This is a genomic window from Phenylobacterium sp. (genome assembly GCF_036723115.1).
GTDB lineage: Bacteria > Pseudomonadota > Alphaproteobacteria > Caulobacterales > Caulobacteraceae > Phenylobacterium.
In genome coordinates this window covers 18,331-36,286 of the sequence record NZ_DAIMHV010000004.1, presented here as the reverse complement: position 1 = coordinate 36,286, position 17,956 = coordinate 18,331, and the positions used below count along the sequence as shown (strand labels likewise).

Here is a 17,956-nt window from a genome sequence, read left to right as displayed (position 1 = left end):
TCCCTTTCTCGGCCGACCCCCAGGTTGTCCGGCCCTCAGTGCTCCGGTTGGGCCTCGTGGCCCCCCTGACCGCAGGAGCTGTCGGCCTGCAGATCCCGGGGCGTGTTCAGGTTGAGAAAGAGGTTGGCATTGGGGTCATCCCAGATGACCTGGGGAGCCTGCAAATCCTGCAGCAGGCCCCGAAGCGAGCGTCGGCCAGACCTGGCATAGTCCCTGACGGGGGTGATCGCCGCCGCGCGCCAGAGGGCGCAGACGGGCTGATCGCGCTCTCCGTCGTGGGCCGAGGCGGCGAGCGCCTCGGGGAAATCAGCGAGCGCGGCGTCAAGCCGCAAGAAGAGGTCATCGGGAAGGTGGGGCGTGTCGCAAGGGATCGTCAGAACCTGCGCCGCCCCGATCCGTACGGCGTGGTCGAGACTGCTGACGACCCCCGCCAGCGGACCCTCGATATCAGCAGGGTCAAACAGCAGCGGCACGGGCGGGAGCCCCTCGGCCTGCGCGTGATCGCGTACGGACAGCGCCACCTGATCGCCGAAGCCGGCCGCCAGGGCCAGGGCCTGTTCGCCGAGGCTGCGCCCCTGATAGAGGCGCTGAGGTTTGCGCCCGCCCATGCGGCGGCCCGCGCCGCCGGCCAACACCACGCATAACCTCATGAGCGTCTGCCTCCTCCGGATCGGAGAGAAACGGACGGCCGGGGGAAAGGGTTCGGGCGCTGTCGACCGGATCGGCAGGAAAGCCCTCAGATCGCCCGGGCGCGGCCTTCCCAGTAGGGCGCTCGCACCTTGTTGCGCTGGATTTTGCCGGCTTCGCTGCGGGGCAGGCGGTCGGCGAAGTCCACGGCGCGGGGGATCTTGTACTTGGCCACCGCCTGGCGGGCGAAGGCCAGGATTTCCTCCTTGAGGGCCTCGGACGGGACGTAGCCGGGGGCAAGTTCAATCACCGCCCGCACCTCTTCGCCATATTCCTCATGAGGCACGCCAACCGTGCAGGAATCGGCGACCGCTGGGTGTTTGATCAACGCGTTGTCGATCTCCTGCGGATAGATGTTCACCCCGCCGACGATGATCGTCTCGGCGCTTCGGCCGGTGAGGAACAGATAGCCGTCCTCATCGAAATAGCCGATGTCGCCCATGGTGAAATAGCCGTCGCGGCGGCCGGAGTCGGTCTTGGCGGCGTCCTTAAAGTACTCAAAGCCGCCCTGGTCGGCCAACCGCATATAGATCGTCCCGGCCTCCCCGCAGGGCAGTTCCTCGCCGGCTTCATCAAGGATCTTCGCCGCCAGCGGATCGGGCCGCCGGCCCACCGTGCCGGGCTTCTTCAGCCAGTCCTCGGAGGTGACCCAGAAGCCCACCCCGCCTTCGGAGCCGGCATAGTATTCGAACAGCACCGGACCCAACCACTGGATCATGGCCTGTTTCACCTCGGGCGGGCACGGCGCCGCGCCATGCGAGATGCGCCGCAGGGAGCTGAGGTCGTATCTGGCGCGCACCTCTTCAGGCAGGCCCAGCAGACGCTGGAACATGATCGGCACGAAGTGGCTGCGGGTGACGCGCCGGGCTTCGATGGTGGCCAGAACCTTCTCATTGTCCCACCGGTCCAGCAGGACCGTCGGCACGCCGTTGACCAGGGCCTTGCGCACGTCCCCGGCCATGGGTGAGGCGTGATAGGCCGGGCCGGTGCAGAAATGGACGTCGTCGTCCTGATAGGCCGGGTCATAGGTGGGGATCGGGGCGTTGGGCTTATAGACGCCCTTGGGCCGTCCGGTGGTCCCCGATGAATAGAGCATGGTGTGGCCGCGCACCGGGTCTTCGATGTCGTGGGCGGAATGGGGGGCCAGGGCCGCCTCATAATCCACGAAGCCCGGCGGCGGCGCGCCGATCGCCACCTTCAGGCTCAGGCGCGGACACTGGTCTGCGGCCTCCACGGCGCCGGTGACAGCCGCGTCGGCGAACAGCGCCCTGGCCTCGCAGTTGTCGATCACATAGGCGATCTCCTCGGGCGTCAGATGCCAGTTCACCGGCGTCATGCGCAGGCCGCAGCGCTGGGTGGCGAACAGCACATCGGCGAATTCCGCCCGGTTGGGGCAGAGCAGGGCCACGGAGTCGCCCGGCTCCAGGCCGCTGGCCCGCAGCAGCCTTGCGATGCGGTTGGCGTTGGCGTTGAGCTCGCCAAAGGTGCGGGCGGCGCCGGACATCTCGAACACCGCCACCTTGTCCGGCTGGCGCGCGGCCCAGAAGGCCGGCGCCATGCCAAGCTCGGCGGCCGCCTTCAGGGCGTTTGCGGAATCCTCGTCGAGCCGTCCTGCCATGGGGCCTCCCTGCGCCGGCCGCGACGCTCTCAATGGCGTCTTCGTCAATGGCCGAACCTTCTTGATCGCCTTTGATCCGGACGGGTCGAGATTCCTGATCGACCGGCGGATCGCGCCAATATGACGCACTAATGGTGCGAATGTCACTAGGTCGACTGCGCAACTGTGCGGTTGATCTTGCGCCCTGGAGAGACGCGGCCCACAACTCCGCCATGAGCTCCGACACGGCGCAGACAAGTGGGCGCGCCCGGCTTAGCCCCAGTGTGCGACGGGAGCGGATTCTCGAGGCCGCCGAGGCGCTTCTACTGGTCCATGGGGGCCTGCCCTTGCCGCTGGCCGAGGTCGCCCAGGCGGCCGGGGTCAGCAAGGCGCTGATCTACGCCTACTTCCCGACTCAGCCCGATCTGGCCAACGCCCTGCTGGTGCGTCGTTTTGCGGAGATGACGGCCGCGGGCCTTGAGGCGGCGGCGGCGCGGCCTGACCCGTTCGACGCCGCCCAGGCCTGCGCCGATCTCTATCTGGAAGCGGTGGCGAAGGCCGGACCCGTGGTCCACATCATCCTGCGTGATCCCTTCATGGCCGGCCGGATCGATCCCGCCGTCGCAGCCGTGCGCGACCGCATCGCCCGGCGCCTGGCGCGCACCGCCCGCCTCACCCTGCGGCTGTCCCCCAAGGAGGCCGTCGCCGCGGTCAGCCTGTTGACCACCATCCCGGAGGAGACCGGCCGCATGGTCCATGCGGGGGACCTGCCCCTGACGCGGGGGCGCGAGCTCAACCGGCGGCTGATCGGGTCGTCCCTGCGCGCGCTGACGCCGGACCTGGGCTAGGGGCCGGTCCGGCCCTCCCGAACGATCTCGCGGTTGCCGCCGGTGACGATGGCCAGACTGAGCCGCTCGGCCATGGCCAGGGGAATCTTCCCCTCGGCCAGCAGGCGGCCTGCCCGCAGACAGACGGCGGTCAGCACCACGGTGGCGCCCCGGGCGAGGTCGGCCTCGACCCCATAGCGCGTCTGCAGCCGCTCGGTCATGCGCCGCCGGGAATAGCCGCTCTGGGCCTCTCGTTCGGCGCGCAGGCCGGCGCGCACCTCGGGGCTGTTGAGCAGGCGCTGGATCAGGGCGCCGCGCTGCTCCACCTGGCGCAGATAGGCGAGGGTCGAGAGGGTGACACGGGTGAGATTGTCCTGCCCCCGTTCGATCTCGGCCTGCCGCTCGTCGTTCATTGCGGCCAGCTCGCGTCGGGCCAGGGCGGTGAGCAGGTCGGCGCGACGGGGAAAGAGGTTGTGAGCCTGGGCCTCGCTCAGGCCCGTCTCGCGGGCGATCCGCTTCATGGTCGCCGCATGCAGGCCTTCGGCCGTGATGATGGCGGCGGCCGCAGCCATCAGCTGGTCCTGCCGCGCCTCGGGCGACAGCCGGGTCCGGTCGCGCCGGGCGCGCCTGGCGCGCTTGGACAGGTCGATGACCGCCTCGGCGCCCGCCGGCGCCGGCGGCAGCGGCGGACGCGCCGCCTTCTGGGCGTTCCAGTAGCCGCGTCCGGGATAGGGCACCATCACCCGGTCGCAGATCTTGGCCAGGCCGTTGCGGCTGATCCCCCAGCGGGCGGCCAGGGTGGAAAGCGGCGTCGCCCACACCTCGTCGTACAGCGCCTCCCGCGTCAGGCGCGGCGGCGTGGGGGGCGGGGTCTGGAGTTGCGACGCGGCCATGGACCGCAAGGCTTACTCTGTCAGGCGTCCCTGGCCCAGAGGGGGGAGGAGGCCTTCATGAAGCGGATCATGAAGGTGACTGTGGCCACATCCCGCCCGGTCGCCGCATCGGCGATGTCCACATCGTACCAGGCGTTCTCCGTCCGGGGACTTTCGGTGAGCTTCAGCATGGTGGTCCGCCCGACATAGTCATGGCCCGCGCGCAGCGGTCCGTCGGCGATGCGGATCTCCAGCGCGCCAAAGAGGCCCACGGACTGGTTCACCTTGGCCAGCACCGTGGGGCGGCTGATATGGGCCAGCCGCACGAGGTGAGAGGGGGGGAGGACCCCCTCATCGTAAATGGGCAGCCGCTCGGTGATCCGGCCGAGCGATTTCTCCAGCGCGTCACGCTCGATGCGCATGGGAATGTCGGTGTTGACGTCGCCGATGGCGTAGCCGGCCAGGATGCGCAGGGTCCCGGGCGCGGCCTGGCTCTGGGCGGCCATCCGTTGGGCCATTTCCGACTCCGGATCGCGGGTCTCGCCGCTCGCCGTCCCGACGCAGACCTGATCGCCTTCCCGGTTGAACATGGTCAGGCGCGATCGTTGGCCGCCGACGGCCATCACCGCCTTCACCGGCTCGCGGTCCACCGTGGCCTGGGTGAAGTGAAGCGACAGGCTCCCGCGCGCGAACCAGTCGGCGCCATAGGCCTCCATCAGCATGGGCGCGAACTGGTCCATGTGGACCGAGCCCGGCACCGTGCCGCCCTTGAAGCCGAGCTTGGAGGCCACCGCGTCATTGTGGATGGAGCCCGGCGCCTGCTGGAATCCGTTATGGGGCGTGCGGAACTCGCCCTCGATGATCCTGTCCTGGACCGGGTCGCCCATGGGTCTCTCCCTGAGGCGGGCGTTCTAGAACGCGCCCATCATTTCTTCGAAATTGCGGCTGTAGAAGCGCTCGCGTTCATCCTCGGTGAGTTCGGCGAAGGTCCGCTCGAACCGGCCGATCGGGTCGGTCGTGCCCTCCGGATGAGGATAGTCGCTGGAGAACAGGAAGAGCTCGGCGCCGGCGTCGGCGATCAGGTGGCCCACATCCTCCCCGGGGAAGGGGGTGAATTTGATGTGCTTGCGCATGTATTCAGACGGCTTCAGGGCCAGGGCCTTCAGCTGCGGGTCGGTCTTGGAGAAGCTCCGATAGCCGAGGTCGATCTGGCGCAGGAAGCCGGGGACCCAGGCCGCGCCGAACTCGATCACGCCCCCGCGCAGGTCCGGGACCCGGTCGAAAAGGCCGTCATAGACCATGGCCGCCAGGAACATCTGGGCCGAGAAGGGCAGGACGATGAAGTCCTGGAACCTCAGGTTCTCGCCCCCGCCGTGCAGGTCGGGCGAGCGCGGCTTGCCATTGTTGTTGTAGGCCTTGGGAAGGACCCGCGACCCCTGGCCGATGTGCAGCATGAAGGGGATGCGGTTCTTGGCCAGCAGCGACCAGAAGGGATCCAGGTCCGGGTGGCCGGGCGACCGGTCTCCCGCCGGGGTGGAGGGCACCCAGAAGGCGCCGCAGCCCAGCGCGATGGCCTCCTGGGCGATTTCGACCGCCTTCTGCGGATCGTCCAGCGGCACGAAGCCGACGCCGATCAGGCGCGGATCGGCGCAGAAGGCGGCCATGGCCTTGTTGTGCGCCCGGGCCCCGGCGAACAGGACCTCGGGGTCCTTGCTGTCGCGGAAGTGGGCGATGGACGAGGTGGCGAAGACCAGCTGCCGGGAAAAGCCCAGTTCATCCAGGGCGCGGCGGCGCTCCTGCGCGTCGAAGGCGCCATAGGCGATCCAGCCCTTGGGGCCGTCTACCAGCTTTTCCGCCGCTCGCCGGGCGGCCTCCGGATCGGTTGCGCGGGCCCGGGCGGCGGCCACCTGGGTTTCGATCCGCTCCGCGGACTTTCGAGCTTTCAGATGGGCCAGCAGCGGGCCGTCGGCATGGGGGATGAGCCAGTCTCCGGGCTCCATCACATGGCTGTCGGCGTCGTGATAGACGCGCCCGCTCGCATAGGGGGCCATGGTTTCCTCCGCCTCGGCACATTCTGACGAAGCAACCAATACATATGTTCCGCCACGACGCAACCATCGCCGGATGTGGTGCTGCGAAACCGATATTCTGCCGCTCTGGCTATGTTGACGGTCGCACCAATCAAATCTACGCAATCGGTCTGACCCCGTCGCAAGGAGGCCGCCGTGACCGAGTTTGAAGCCCTGCGGGAGGAGGCCCGCGCCTGGGTGGCGGCGAACTTTCCGGCGGAGCTGGCCGGCCGGGCGCCGGTGATCGGACAGCGCGAGCCTGACGACACGGCCGCCTTCGACCTCTGGAAACAGCGCCTCTGCGCTCGGGGCTGGGGCGCCCCGACCTGGCCGGCGGCGTATGGCGGCGGCGGCCTCTCTCCGGCCGAAGCCCGGGTCGTGCGCGAGGAAATCCGCAGGGCGGGCGGCTGGAATCCCATCGGCTGGTCGATGGGTGTGCGCATGTTCGGCCCCACCCTGCTGGAATACGGGACCGAGGCGCAGAAGCAGCGTCACATCCCGCCCATTGCCCGCGGCGAACGGCGGTGGTGCCAGGGTTATTCGGAACCGGGCGCGGGATCGGACCTGGCCTCGCTCCAGACCCGCGCTGAAGACAAGGGCGACCACTTCCTGGTCAATGGCCAGAAGATCTGGACGTCCGGCGCCCAGCACGCCGACTGGTGCTTCTGCCTGGTGCGCACAGACACCAGCAAGAAGCACGAGGGCATCTCCTTCCTGATGATCGACATGCGCTCGCCGGGGGTGGAGGTGCGTCCGATCCAGCTGATTTCCGGCTCTTCGCCCTTCTGCGAGACCTTCTTCACCGACGTCAGGGTCCCCAAGGAGAACCTGGTGGGGCCGTTGAACGGCGGCTGGACGGTGGGCAAGCGGCTGCTCCAGTACGAGCGCCAGCGCAGCGAGGACGCCCCGGCCCGGCCGGGGGAGGGGCGGCCCCTGAATCAGGTCGCCGCCGAGCAGATCGGGCTCGATCGGTCAGGGCGCCTTACCGATCATGACCTGCGCCGGCGCCTCACCGAGCATCTGATGGACAAGAAGCTGCTGCGCCTCACCATGGACCGGGCTGCGGCCGAGGCGAAGGGGGCGGGCCCCAGCGCGGCCACCTCGATCCTGAAGAACGTCTCCTCGGTGGTGAACCAGACTCGGGCTGAACTTCTGCTGGAGATTTACGGAACTGGCGGCCTCGGTTGGGAGGGCGAGGCGTTCGACGCCGACGCCCTGGCCAACACCCGCGAATGGCTCTCCGGCAAGGCCTCGACCATCTATGCAGGCTCTTATGAGATCCAGAACAACATCATTTCCAAGCGCATCCTGGGCCTGCCCGATCCCCTGGGCGCCGCCACCTGATCGACAGGGCGACCCCGCGATTTCGCCGTTGATCCCGTCGCCTCACCGCTGCGCCGCCGCGGCCTGGGCCTGGGCCCAGAAGGCTTCGGCCGCCGGGCTCTGCCGGGCGCGCGGGCGGTGCAGGCGGATGCCGATGGGGATGTCCCAGTCGCTGGCCTCCGCGCAGCGGACCAGTCGTCCGGCCTCCAGATCGGCGGCGACGAGGCTTAAGGGGAGCCAGGCCATGCCGCGCCCCTCCCGGGCCATGATCAGCAGCACCATGGCGAGATGGGCGGTGAAGACCGGTGTCAGCCACGCCGCCGGGCCGCCTGCGGCGCGGCTCATGGAAATGATGCGTCCCATGCCGGAGGCCGAACTGAAGGCCAGGTGCGCTGTCGGGGCGTCGGCTGAACCGGGCAGGGAATGGCGTGGCGCGGCGGTCGCAGGCGTCAGAGGGGCGCTGACCGGGACCAGGGTGTCGGCGCCCACGTCCAGGCTGACAAAGGCGGCGGAATCCAAGGCGGTGGCTGCGGCCGCGTGGTGGTGGCAGAGGATGAACTGGGCCTGCCCCTCGATCATCAGGCGCTCGCAGTCGGCCATGCTGTCGGTGACCAGGCTGATGTTCGGGGGCGAGGCGGCGTCGCCGGCTTCCAGCCGTTGCAGCCAGGCCGGAAAATAGGTCAGCGAGAGCACATTGGTGCAGGCGATGCGCAGGCGATTGGCGGCCAACTCGGAGGCTTCGCGCACCCGCTCCCGGCCAAAGGCGATGCGGCGGACGATCTCCTGGGCGATAGGCAGGAATTCGGCGCCCGCGGCGGTCAGCTCCACTCGGTGGGTGTCGCGGCTGAACAGCGGCGCCTCCAGCCAATCCTCCAGCATCCGGACCCTGCGGCTGAAGGCGGGCTGGGAGATGTTCCGCGCCTCGGCGGCGCGCGAGAAGTTCAGGTGCGCGGCCAAGGCCAGGAAGTCGTCGAGCCAGGCCAGTTCCATCCGCCGTCTCCTGAAGTTGGGTCCCGCAAGCTGGGGCGTTTAGATTAGCACCCCATCGACGCCACGCCCGCGGGGGCGCTGAATCGGTGCGTGTTGGTGTATCCGGGGCCTAGCGTTGCGGCGCAGAAGTTTGGCGGGAGGAGGCGCGGGATGACAGGTGACGGATGGCTGGCGTCGTTCGGGGCGGCGAGCACCGAACCCTATACCGAGCCTGCGACCTACACCGTCCTCACGCACCTGCGCGAACAGATCGTCCAGGGACGTCTGCCGCCTGGCAGCCGGCTGCGCGCCGAGGCCCTGGCCACCGAGATGAACGTCTCGCGCACGCCCGTGCGCAGCGCCCTGGCGGTGCTCTCCGCCGAGGGCCTGGTGAGCTACGGGGTCAATCGCGGCTACACCGTCCAGAGCATGAGGCTCAGCGACATCCTCGACTCCATCGACGTCCGCGCCCAGCTGGAGGGCCTGGGCTGCCGGCTCTCCGTGGAGATGGGGTGGAGCGCCGAGGCTCTGAGCGAGATCGAGGCCCTGGTGGCCCGCGGCGGCGCCCTGCTGGCGGAAGGCCGCTGGTCGGAAGCCATTGAGCGGGACTGGTACGCCATCAACCGCCTGTTTCACCGGGGGATCCAGCTGGCCTCGCAGAACACGGTCCTGCGCAGCGCCATCCGCATGACCCTGCTTTATCCGCTGTTCGGCGATCCCGCCCGGCTCTGTCCGGCCGTGGCCGACCACGTGCCGCTCCGGCTGCGCGAGGTGCCGCCCACCCCGCCGGACTTCATCCTGACCTCGCAGGCCGAGCACGAAGAGATCCTCGAAGCCATCCGGCGCGGCGACAGCGGCGCGGCTGGCGACCTGATGCGCGAACACGTCCTGCGGACCAAGGCGCGCCTGCACAGTATCGCCACTCGCTGATCCGATCCGAAAAGACCTGCGCATAGGCTTATGCGCAACCGGCCTTGGCCTGTCCGCGCCGCGCCGGGTTACCGCACCCTCGTCCAAGGGAGGTGCAGGATGACGCGCAGCAGTCGACGGGTGGTGGTGACCCAGCGGTTCTTCGACGCCGCCGCCATCGCCTATCTGGAGTCGGCGGGTTGCGAGGTCGTGCTCGCCGACCTTCCGCCGGGCGAGGCCGATGGCGGCCTTGACCACGACACCTTGGCGGCTCTGCTCAAGGGGGCACAGGGTTGGATCGTCGGCCATGCCAGGGTCACCCGTTTCCTGCTCACCGCCCTGCCGCACCTGGCCGTCGTCGCCCGTCGCGGCGTCGGTTATGAGCGGGTGGACCTGCAGGCCGCGGCAGACCTCGGACGGGTGGTGACCATCGCCGCGGGCGGCAACGACGCCTCGGTGGCCGATCAGGCCATCGGCATGATGATCGCCCTGGGCCGCCGCTTTCGCGAAGCCCAGGCGCAGATGAACGCCGGCGCCTGGTCCATCCTCATGGGCTCCGATCTCTATCGCAAGACCGTCGGGGTCGTCGGGCTGGGCCGCATCGGGCGCAGCGTCGTCCAGCGCCTGAGCGGCTTCGAGGCTGAGGTGCTGGTCGCCACCTCCCGGCCCGATCCCGAGTACGCCGCCCGAACCGGGGTGCGGATCGTCGATCTGGAGACCCTGCTGGCGCAGAGCGCCTACGTCACTCTGCACGCCCCGCTGACGCCCGCCACCCGTCACATGATCGACGCCGCGGCCATGGCGCGGATGGCGCCGGGCGCTTTTCTGATCAATACGGCGCGCGGCGGCCTGGTCTGCGACCGCGACCTCTTGGCGGCGCTTGAGGCCGGACGCCTGGGCGGCGCCGGACTGGACGTCTTCGAAAGCGAGAGCGATCCGGCCCTGCAGCCGGTCACAGACGCCCTGATCGCCCGGCCGGACGTGATCGCCGCCCCCCATGCCGGCGCCTCCACCCGCGAGGGGCTGGCCCGCACCAATATGATCGCCGCCCGCTGCGTGGTCGCCGTCCTCGAGGGACAGGACCCGCCGGCCGGCTGCGTCGTGGCCGACGGCCGCCCCGGCCGGGGCGCGCGCCCATGACCTCGCCCCGTACCCTCTATGACAAGCTGGTCGACGCCCACACCGTGGCCAGGCTGGACGCCGACGGCGCCACGGTGCTGCTCTATGTCGATCGCAGCGTCCTCAACGAATATACGAGCCCCCAGGCCTTCACAGGCTTGCGGGAAGCCGGGCGGGAGGTCTGGCGGCCGGAACGCCTGCTGGGCGTGGTCGATCACGTCAACGCCACCGCGCCGGTTCGCACAGCCGAAATGCCCGACACGGGCGGGGCCGAACAGGTGGCCTATTTCAGCCGCAACTGCCGGGACTTCGGTATCGAGCTGTTCGATATCCTCCATCCCAACCAAGGGATCGAGCATGTGGTGGCCCCGGAGCTGGGCCTGATCCTGCCGGGCATGGTGGTGGCCGCCGGCGACAGCCACACCACCACCTATGGCGCGTTTGGGGCCCTGGGTTTCGGCATCGGCACGTCGGACATCGAGCACATGCTGGCCACCTCCACCGTGGTCTATCGCAGGCTGCAGCCCATGAAGGTGGAAGTCGAAGGCCGCCTGCCCGTGGGGGTCACCGCCAAGGACGTGGTGATGGCCCTGATCAGCCGGATCGGCGCCGACGGAGCCGCCGGCTACGCCATCGAGTTCTGCGGCGACACCATAGAGGCGCTCAGCGTCGAGGGCCGCATGACCCTCTGCAATATGGCCGTGGAATGCGGCGCTCGGGGCGCACTGGCGGCGCCGGACGACAAGGTGATCGCCTACCTTTCCGGGCTGCCGAGGGCGCCGAAAGGGGACCTGTGGGACGCCGCCGTGGCGTCATGGAGACAGCTGAAGGCCGATGCCGGCGCCGTCTATGCCCGTCAAGAAGTCCTGCGAGCCGAAGAGATTGAACCCATGGTCACCTGGGGCACCAGCCCCGATCAGGCCGTCTCTGTTCTCGGCCGCGTGCCCGACCCTGCGGCCGAGGCCACGCCATCGCGGCGGCGGGATGCCGCCCGCGCGCTGGAATACATGGGTCTTGAACCCGGCGCGTCGCTGGAAAGCATCCGGATCGACCGGGCCTTCATCGGCTCCTGCACCAACGCCCGCATCGAGGACCTGCGCGAGGCCGCCGCCGTCCTGCGCGGCCGCAAGGTGGCCGCTGGGGTGCGGGCCATGGTGGTCCCTGGCTCCACCGCCGTGCGCCGTCAGGCTGAGGCTGAGGGGCTGGATCAGGTCTTTCTGGCGGCAGGCTTCGAGTGGCGCCAGTCCGGCTGCTCCATGTGCCTGGCCATGAACGATGACGTCCTGGCGCCGGGGGAACGGTGCGCCTCGAGCACCAACCGCAATTTCGAGGGCCGCCAGGGCGCGGGCGGCCGCACGCATCTGATGAGCCCGGCCATGGTGGCGGCGGCGGCCATCGCGGGGCGGCTGGCCGATGTGCGCCGGAGGGAGGACTAGGCATGGAGCCGTTCCGACGGGTCGAAGGGATCGCAGCGCCCTTGCCGGCCGCCCATATCGACACCGATGTCATCATGCCCAAGCAGTTCCTGAAGGGCGTCGATCGCGCGGGTCTGGACCGCGGCGTCTTCTTTGATCTGCGGTTTTGCGAGGACGGCGCGGAGAGGCCGGACTTCGTCCTCAACCGGGCGCCTTGGCGGGAGGCGCGCTTCCTGGTGGTGGGACCGAACTTCGGATGCGGTTCAAGCCGGGAGCATGCCGTCTGGGGCCTGGCGCAGCTGGGAATCCGCGCCCTCATCGGGACCAGTTTCGCCGGCATCTTCTTCGACAATTGCGCCCGCAACGGCCTCCTGGCCGTGACCTTGCCGCCAGCCGATGTGGAGGCGCTGCTCAATCGCGTGTCGCGGCCACAGACCAGCCGGCTGAGCGTCGACCTGGAGGCTCAGACCATCTCGGGCGCCGGCGGCGCCTGGCGGTTCGAGATCGACGCTCCCAGACGCCACGCCCTGCTGAACGGCCTGGACGCGGTGGGGGCGGCTCTGGCCCGGGCCGACGAAATCCGGGCGTTCGAAGCCGCGCATCTGGCGCGTCACCCCTGGCTGGCCCCGTCCGGCGCCTGAGCGGCCTGCGGCGCTCAGTCGAGCTCCACGTCCAGCAGGCGGACATATTGCTGGCCGCAATGCATGTCCCGCTCGACCATCCCGCCCTGGGGCTTCGTCCGGGCGTAGGAGATCTTGACCATGTTCAGGCTCGGCACGGGGAAGCGCTGAACGAAGGCGGGATCAGCGCCGAACAGCCGCGCGAAGAGTGGCGGTCCCAGGGCCGGCGCCTCGGCGTATTTCGCGAAGCTCTCCGCGCCGTCGAAGAAGAGATCGAAGGTCACCCAGAAGGGCCCGGCGTTCTTCGAACGGACATGATGGCAGACGTCCTTAACGGTCGGCATGGGCGGATCCTTCGTCTGACAGGTCGATCCACCGCGTGCGCACGAGTTCCATGGGGTCTTCCATCTCCACCACATGGTTGAGCTTGAACTCATAGATGGGGCCGCGCTCGACCTCCGCCGGGGTGAAGGCGAAGCCGTAGCTGGGCAGCTCCTTGTCGCGCAGCAGGGGGAAGTGGAAGAAGTAGGCGTTGCAGGTGTTGGCGATCTGGGTGGCCATGGCCTGGCTGTCGGCGGTGGCGATGAACAGCACGCCCACCTCCCGGGGCGCAGGCGTGCCGGGGGGAGGCCTGTCTCCGGAGACGGCGTTCCAGCCATAGAACCTCAGGGAGATGTGGAAGTCTCCGGCCGCCTCGCCAATGGTGCGCCGCGTGCGCTGATAGAGGGCGTGCAGCAGCTTGTCGTGGAACTCTTCCAGGCGCGACAGCACCTCGGGATCCTGGATGCCGATCAGCATGAGGGTCTGGAACCGTCCCGATGCGGCGCCTTCCAGCTTCATGGTGTAGGGCTGCGGCTCCCAGCGGGAGCCCGTCACCCGAACGGTGCGCGCGTCCACCGCGGTGTAGGTCGCCTCGGTGACGTCCAGCACGCCTCCGGGCTCGGTCAGGCGGAACGGGTTGCTGTTCTCATAGAGCATGTGCGCCGAAACGCTGTGCGGGCTGCACCGGTTGGAGGGGCTGAGCGGCTCCACCTCGAACCCGTCGGCGCCCACCGAGATGAGCACGCCTGCGCCGTCCCCGGTGTTGACCGTGCACTGGGCGCCGCATTCGGCGACCTTGGCGGCATGCCAGGACGCCGCGGCGTGGGCGCCGCGCCACAGGGCGAAGCAGCCGATGACGGCCGTGTCGGTGGTGCGTCCCCCCAGGATCAGGTCGGCGCCCTGGCTGAGGGCTGCGATATAGGGCTCGGCGCCCATGGCCGCGACGATGTGGTCGCAGGCCTCGATGTCGGCGTCGTCCAGGGCGCCGTGCGGGGGCAGGGGACGAATCCGACCCGCGGCGTTCCTGGCCTTCAGAACCGCCTTGTCCTGTTCGGAATAGAGCAGGGCGATCTTCGGCTTCAGACCGAGTTCGGCGGCGATCTCCAGGGCGATGTCACGGGTCCAGTCGAGGTTGCGGTCGCCCCCGGCCTGGCCGCAGGTGCCGACGATCACCGGGATCCCGGCCTCCGCGCCGGCCTTCATCAAGAGGGCGAGGTCGCGCTTCACCGAGCTGCGGTCATTCTTGGACTTGCCGAGCGCCAGATAGGCCGCGCCGCTGTCGGTGGACCCGGCGTCGGTGGCGATGGCCTGCGCGCCGCGAGCCAAGCCGAACTGCAGCTCCTCTTCCCGGACCCCCGCGCCCAGTGAGCCCACCGGCACGAGTATCTTCACTGGGCCGTCTTCCATCCCGATCCCTCGTCCTTCAACCGCCTTTCGTCGAGGCTTAGCGAGAGTGGCCCCATTCGGTCAACAAACTGGATGCAAAATATTGACGTTCGCTCACGGGGCGGGCTAAGCGGCCGGTGGGGCGGGCCGCACGGGCGGCGACGCCCGGGCCAGCAGGAGGGCGCTCATGAACCTGGCGATACTTGGCTTCGCCTGCCTGGCGACCTTCATGGTCCTGGTCATGACCCGGCGGCTGTCGGCGGTGGCGGCGTTGATCCTGACGCCCATCGTCTTCGGCCTGATCGCCGGCGCGGGGGCGGGGCTGGGCGACATGATGCTGGAAGGCGTGGTGGAGGTGGCGCCCACCGCCCTGATGCTGATCTTCGCCCTTCTCTACTTCGCCGTGATGATCGAGGCCGGGCTGTTCGAGCCCCTGGTGCGCAAGATCCTGCAGGTCACCGGGGATGATCCCGTCCGGGTGGTGGTGGGCTCAGCCGTGTTGGCTATGATCGTCTCGCTGGATGGGGACGGCGCCACTAGCGCCATCGTGACCATCTCGGCCATGTATCCGGTCTACCGGCGTCTGGGGCTGAACCCCTTGATCCTCGCCGTGCTGCTGGGCCTCAGCAACACCCTGATGAACTGGCTGCCCTGGGGCGGGCCGGCGGCCCGGGCGGCCATGGCGCTCAGGGTCGATGTCATGGACATCGTCGGCCCACTTCTGCCGGCGCTCGGCCTGTCGCTCCTGGCGGTGCTGGCCCTGGCCTACGGCCTCGGGCGTATGGAGCAGCGCCGTCTGGCGCGTGGCGGCCAGGCCGCGCCGGACCTGGCCGACACCCATCCCCCCGTGGAGCCGCCGCTCCGGCAGAGCCGCAATCTGATCCTCAACCTGCTGCTGACCCTGGGCCTCATCGGCGGCATGCTCAGCGGAATAGCGCCGCTGCCGGCGGTGGTGATGGGCGGCTTCGCCATCGCCGTGACCCTGAACTTCCCCCGATTGGCCGAGCAGAAGGCCGCCCTGGCCGCCCATGGCGAGACCATACTGATGATGGTGTCCCTGATCTTCGGGGCGGGGGCCTTCACCGGCATCCTCAGCGGCACGGGCATGATCGAGGCCATGGCTCAGAGCCTGGTGGTGGCCATCCCCGCGCCCCTGGGGCCCTATATGGGGCCGATCACGGCGCTGATCAGCATGCCGCTGCTGATGTTCATGTCCAACGACGCCTTCTATTTCGGCATCGTTCCGGTCCTGGGCGCCACCGGCGCAGCCTATGGCGTGCCGCCGGAGGTGATCGGACGCGCCGCGCTCATGGGCATGCCGCTGCATGCGCTCAGCCCGTTCATTGCGCCGATCTATCTGGTGGCCAGCCTGATCCGGGCCGACGTCGGACAGCTGCAACGCTTCGGACTGCCCTGGGCCATCCTCCTGGCGCTTGTCTCCACGGCCGCGGCCATGGTCACCGGCGCGATCTTTGTTCCCTAGGTGTTGTCGCCGCACGCTGGCGCTGAGCGCGGCCGGGTCGGGGTAGAACCGGCCGCGCCCTCAGGCTCAGATCAGAAGCGGGCCCGCAGGACCAGGGTCCAGTTCCGCGGGTCGCCATAGGTGTTGTAGGTGTTTGGTCCGCCCACCCGGGCGTAATAGACCTCGTCGAAGAGGTTGTTCACCGAGGCCGAGAGCGTCAGGCGCGGGGTCAGGGGATAGCCCCCGTGCAGGCTCACCACGGCATAGGGCTCCTGTTCGCGGACGCCCGGAACCCCGCCGCCCACCAGGGTGCTCTGAGCCTGGACGCCGGCGGCGATCCACGCCCGGTCCCAGCCCGGCGCGCTGGGGGTGAACTTGGCGAAGGCCTTCAGGGTGCGCTTGGGCTCCCAGGTGCTGAAGGCCGCGCCCACCAGGCTGGCATTGGAATTGGCCACATGCTCGGTCTCCAGGAAGGAATAGCCGAACGAAAGGTCGAGCCCCGCCCAGGGACGGCCGTTCACTTCGAAATCCGCCCCTCGGACTTCCACCTCGCCCAGTTGCAGGAAGAAGCCGGGGTGGGCCACGTCGGCGAAGGAGCGGTTGACCTCCCGCGTCCGGAAGACCGCGAGCGAGGCGATCAGGCCGTCATCGAAGAAGCTGCCCTTGATCCCCACCTCGGCCTGCTTGCCCACGCGGGGGTCCAGGGGCGTTCCTGACCCGCCATCCCACTTGAGCGCGGTCTGCGGGATGAAGATGTCGGAATAGCTCCCATAGAGGCTGATATTGGGCCGAACATAATAGACCAAGCCGCCATAGGGCGTGATCAAGTCGGTCTCCCGGCCCTGGCTGCGGAACGCCGTGGGCGTCGGGCTCGGGGCGATGTTGCGGAACCTGGAGTCGAAGTCGCTCAGACGGGCGCCCAGGACCAGGGTCAGGCCGTCCAGGATTTCGAAGCGGCCCTGACCGTAGAAGCCTGTCTGTTCGGTGCGGGTATGCCCGCCGTTATTGTAGACGAAGTTGGGGCGCGGCACGTTCGCCGCCTCACCCAGAGCGATCCCCGAGCCGGCGGGGGCGCCCGTATAGGGCACGTTGCTAATCCCCCGATTGATGTTCTCGTAGAACTCGTAGCTGTAGCCCACCGTCAGATTGTGTTCGCGCCCGAGCAGGCGCAGGGGGCCGGAGGCATAGAGGTCCACACCCGTCCGCTCGGTGGTCCCGTCATTGGTGCGGCGGTTGTAGCTTGCGAAGCGCCCGGTGACCGGGTTCAGGCCGATGCCCGGGGTGGGATAGCCGTCGGTGAAGATCTTCTGCTGCTCACGGTAGGTCGCCTTGGAGCGCAGGACCCAGCCATTGTCGAACTGGTGGCGCAGGTCGGCGGCGTATTCGATCGTCTCATAGACGTTGAGGTTCCAGTCCGGATACTGGTTGGTCGAGCGCGGGGCGTTGAGGAACTGGTTGTTCAGCGGGTGGCCGGCCAGGACGTAGTTGGCCAGGCCCATGCTCATGGCGTCGCCCTGGTCATCCTGATAGGTCACCGCCAGCGAGGCCAGGGTGCGCTCCGTGATGTCGAAGTCCACCGTGCCGTAGGCGACGATCTTCTCTTCGTGGGACCGGTCGACGAAGAAGTCCCGCTGCAGATAGGAACCGGCCACCCGACCGCGCAGGCGACCCTCCAGGGCGATGGGGCCGCCCATATCGGCCTCGATCCGATAGTTGTCCCAGCTGCCGACAGAGGCGGCGACGGAGCCGCTAAAGGCGCGGGGTGCGCGCTTGCGCACGAAGTTCGCCGTTCCGCTGGGCTGGCCGGAGCCCTTGAAGATGCCCGCCGGTCCCCGCAGCACCTCGATCTGGTCATAGACGATCAGGTCGAACTCCTGCGCCTGTCCGCTGTTCCAGGCGGGAATGCCGTCATAGGACACGTCCAGCAGATAGCCGCGGGAGCGGATCTGGCCGATCAGGCCGTCCCAGGTGGTGACATAGACGCCAGGGACCTGGGCCAGGGCGTCGACCATGGTCACCAGGTTCTGATCCTCGATCCGCTGCCGGGTGATGACGCTGACGGTGTTGGGGACATCCAGGACCGAGACCGGCTCCTTGCCGCCGATCGACACCGGCGGCGGGGCGTAGGCGCCGCGCGAACCATCCACGAGAACCGAGCGCACGGTGGTGGCCGTATCGGCCTGGGCCTCATCGGCGATAGCGGCGAGGGGCCAGGCCCCAAGAAGAACGGACAAGCTGGCGCCGGCGGCCCAATGGCATTTGGCGAAGGGCGGACCTTGAAATCCATGACGAAATAAACCCCCGATAGAAAGGGGGTCGCTATGCGATGTTATATCGTAACGATCAATCGACTTTTCAGCGCACGCCGCGACTTGAGCCT

Annotated in this window: 16 protein-coding genes; 7 read left to right on the top strand and 9 right to left on the bottom strand. The window is 68.8% G+C overall.

Going from position 1 to position 17,956, the window contains the following annotated elements:
• Positions 1-35: 35 nt before the first annotated feature.
• Positions 36-650, bottom strand: coding sequence for a molybdenum cofactor guanylyltransferase (locus V7D28_RS01115; RefSeq protein ID WP_333585510.1), 615 nt, complete (start codon positions 648-650; stop codon positions 36-38).
• Positions 651-736: 86 nt separating this feature from the next.
• A complete protein-coding gene (locus tag V7D28_RS01110; protein ID WP_333585509.1) occupies positions 737-2,305 on the bottom strand; it encodes an AMP-binding protein in 1,569 nt (522 codons plus the stop codon).
• Positions 2,306-2,568: 263 nt separating this feature from the next.
• On the opposite strand from V7D28_RS01110, the gene V7D28_RS01105 reads away from it, so the two are divergent.
• Entirely contained in the window at positions 2,569-3,132 is a 564-nt protein-coding gene (locus V7D28_RS01105; RefSeq protein WP_333585508.1) for a TetR/AcrR family transcriptional regulator, read from the top strand.
• Here V7D28_RS01105 and V7D28_RS01100 read toward each other — a convergent pair.
• From V7D28_RS01100 to V7D28_RS01090, 3 genes are read right to left on the bottom strand one after another with little or no spacing between them, the layout of a single operon-like run.
• Positions 3,129-4,004, bottom strand: a complete 876-nt coding sequence (locus V7D28_RS01100; protein WP_333585507.1) for a TetR/AcrR family transcriptional regulator — start codon at positions 4,002-4,004, stop codon at positions 3,129-3,131. The genes V7D28_RS01105 and V7D28_RS01100 overlap by 4 nt on opposite strands.
• Before the next feature lie 20 nt (positions 4,005-4,024).
• Positions 4,025-4,870 carry a hypothetical protein gene (locus tag V7D28_RS01095; protein ID WP_333585506.1) on the bottom strand — a complete coding sequence of 282 codons (846 nt, stop codon included), beginning with the start codon at positions 4,868-4,870 and terminating at the stop codon, positions 4,025-4,027.
• A 24-nt stretch (positions 4,871-4,894) separates the two neighbouring features.
• Positions 4,895-6,034, bottom strand: a complete 1,140-nt coding sequence (locus tag V7D28_RS01090) for an amidohydrolase family protein (protein WP_333585505.1) — start codon at positions 6,032-6,034, stop codon at positions 4,895-4,897.
• A gap of 174 nt (positions 6,035-6,208) precedes the next feature.
• On the opposite strand from V7D28_RS01090, the gene V7D28_RS01085 reads away from it, so the two are divergent.
• A complete protein-coding gene (locus V7D28_RS01085; protein WP_333585504.1) occupies positions 6,209-7,396 on the top strand; it encodes an acyl-CoA dehydrogenase family protein in 1,188 nt (395 codons plus the stop codon).
• Positions 7,397-7,438: 42 nt separating this feature from the next.
• Here the strand turns inward: V7D28_RS01085 and V7D28_RS01080 are convergent, their stop codons facing one another.
• Positions 7,439-8,365, bottom strand: coding sequence for a LysR family transcriptional regulator (locus V7D28_RS01080; protein WP_333585503.1), 927 nt, complete (start codon positions 8,363-8,365; stop codon positions 7,439-7,441).
• Positions 8,366-8,515: 150 nt separating this feature from the next.
• Between V7D28_RS01080 and V7D28_RS01075 the strand changes: the two genes are divergently transcribed.
• The 4 genes from V7D28_RS01075 (at position 8,516) to leuD (ending at position 12,428) form a co-directional block, all read left to right on the top strand.
• Positions 8,516-9,274 (top strand): GntR family transcriptional regulator, encoded by a 759-nt coding sequence (locus V7D28_RS01075; protein ID WP_333585502.1) that lies wholly within the window; start codon positions 8,516-8,518, stop codon positions 9,272-9,274.
• 99 nt (positions 9,275-9,373) lie between these two features.
• Positions 9,374-10,393, top strand: a complete 1,020-nt coding sequence (locus V7D28_RS01070; RefSeq protein ID WP_333585501.1) for a phosphoglycerate dehydrogenase — start codon at positions 9,374-9,376, stop codon at positions 10,391-10,393.
• The gene (leuC, locus tag V7D28_RS01065) at positions 10,390-11,808 is read left to right on the top strand and encodes a 3-isopropylmalate dehydratase large subunit (RefSeq protein ID WP_333585500.1); all 1,419 of its coding nucleotides are present in this window, start codon (positions 10,390-10,392) and stop codon (positions 11,806-11,808) included. The genes V7D28_RS01070 and leuC overlap by 4 nt, the downstream gene beginning before the upstream one ends.
• Before the next feature lie 2 nt (positions 11,809-11,810).
• Positions 11,811-12,428: a 3-isopropylmalate dehydratase small subunit gene (gene leuD, locus V7D28_RS01060; RefSeq protein WP_333585499.1), complete on the top strand. Its 618-nt coding sequence runs from the start codon at positions 11,811-11,813 to the stop codon at positions 12,426-12,428.
• A gap of 14 nt (positions 12,429-12,442) precedes the next feature.
• Here leuD and V7D28_RS01055 read toward each other — a convergent pair whose 3' ends face one another.
• Together V7D28_RS01055 and V7D28_RS01050 are read right to left on the bottom strand one after the other, a co-directional pair.
• Positions 12,443-12,751, bottom strand: a complete 309-nt coding sequence (locus V7D28_RS01055) for a DUF4387 domain-containing protein (protein ID WP_333585498.1) — start codon at positions 12,749-12,751, stop codon at positions 12,443-12,445.
• Positions 12,738-14,120: an acyclic terpene utilization AtuA family protein gene (locus V7D28_RS01050; protein WP_333585497.1), complete on the bottom strand. Its 1,383-nt coding sequence runs from the start codon at positions 14,118-14,120 to the stop codon at positions 12,738-12,740. Before V7D28_RS01050 ends, V7D28_RS01055 begins: the two co-directional genes overlap by 14 nt.
• Positions 14,121-14,301: 181 nt before the next feature.
• On the opposite strand from V7D28_RS01050, the gene V7D28_RS01045 reads away from it, so the two are divergent.
• A complete protein-coding gene (locus V7D28_RS01045) occupies positions 14,302-15,597 on the top strand; it encodes a CitMHS family transporter (RefSeq protein ID WP_333585496.1) in 1,296 nt (431 codons plus the stop codon).
• A gap of 71 nt (positions 15,598-15,668) precedes the next feature.
• Here the strand turns inward: V7D28_RS01045 and V7D28_RS01040 are convergent, their stop codons facing one another.
• Entirely contained in the window at positions 15,669-17,810 is a 2,142-nt protein-coding gene (locus V7D28_RS01040) for a TonB-dependent siderophore receptor (RefSeq protein ID WP_333585495.1), read from the bottom strand.
• Positions 17,811-17,956 lie beyond the last annotated feature (146 nt).

Bases quoted from the DNA above. Each gene is read 5' to 3' on its own strand.
- V7D28_RS01115 (WP_333585510.1), bottom strand. From the start codon at position 650: ATGAGGTTATGCGTGGTGTTGGCCGGCGGCGCGGGCCGCCGCATGGGC.
- V7D28_RS01110 (WP_333585509.1), bottom strand. From the start codon at position 2,305: ATGGCAGGACGGCTCGACGAGGATTCCGCAAACGCCCTGAAGGCGGCC.
- V7D28_RS01100 (WP_333585507.1), bottom strand. From the start codon at position 4,004: ATGGCCGCGTCGCAACTCCAGACCCCGCCCCCCACGCCGCCGCGCCTG.
- V7D28_RS01095 (WP_333585506.1), bottom strand. From the start codon at position 4,870: ATGGGCGACCCGGTCCAGGACAGGATCATCGAGGGCGAGTTCCGCACG.
- V7D28_RS01090 (WP_333585505.1), bottom strand. From the start codon at position 6,034: ATGGCCCCCTATGCGAGCGGGCGCGTCTATCACGACGCCGACAGCCAT.
- V7D28_RS01080 (WP_333585503.1), bottom strand. From the start codon at position 8,365: ATGGAACTGGCCTGGCTCGACGACTTCCTGGCCTTGGCCGCGCACCTG.
- V7D28_RS01075 (WP_333585502.1), top strand. From the start codon at position 8,516: ATGACAGGTGACGGATGGCTGGCGTCGTTCGGGGCGGCGAGCACCGAA.
- V7D28_RS01070 (WP_333585501.1), top strand. From the start codon at position 9,374: ATGACGCGCAGCAGTCGACGGGTGGTGGTGACCCAGCGGTTCTTCGAC.
- leuC (WP_333585500.1), top strand. From the start codon at position 10,390: ATGACCTCGCCCCGTACCCTCTATGACAAGCTGGTCGACGCCCACACC.
- leuD (WP_333585499.1), top strand. From the start codon at position 11,811: ATGGAGCCGTTCCGACGGGTCGAAGGGATCGCAGCGCCCTTGCCGGCC.
- V7D28_RS01055 (WP_333585498.1), bottom strand. From the start codon at position 12,751: ATGCCGACCGTTAAGGACGTCTGCCATCATGTCCGTTCGAAGAACGCC.
- V7D28_RS01045 (WP_333585496.1), top strand. From the start codon at position 14,302: ATGAACCTGGCGATACTTGGCTTCGCCTGCCTGGCGACCTTCATGGTC.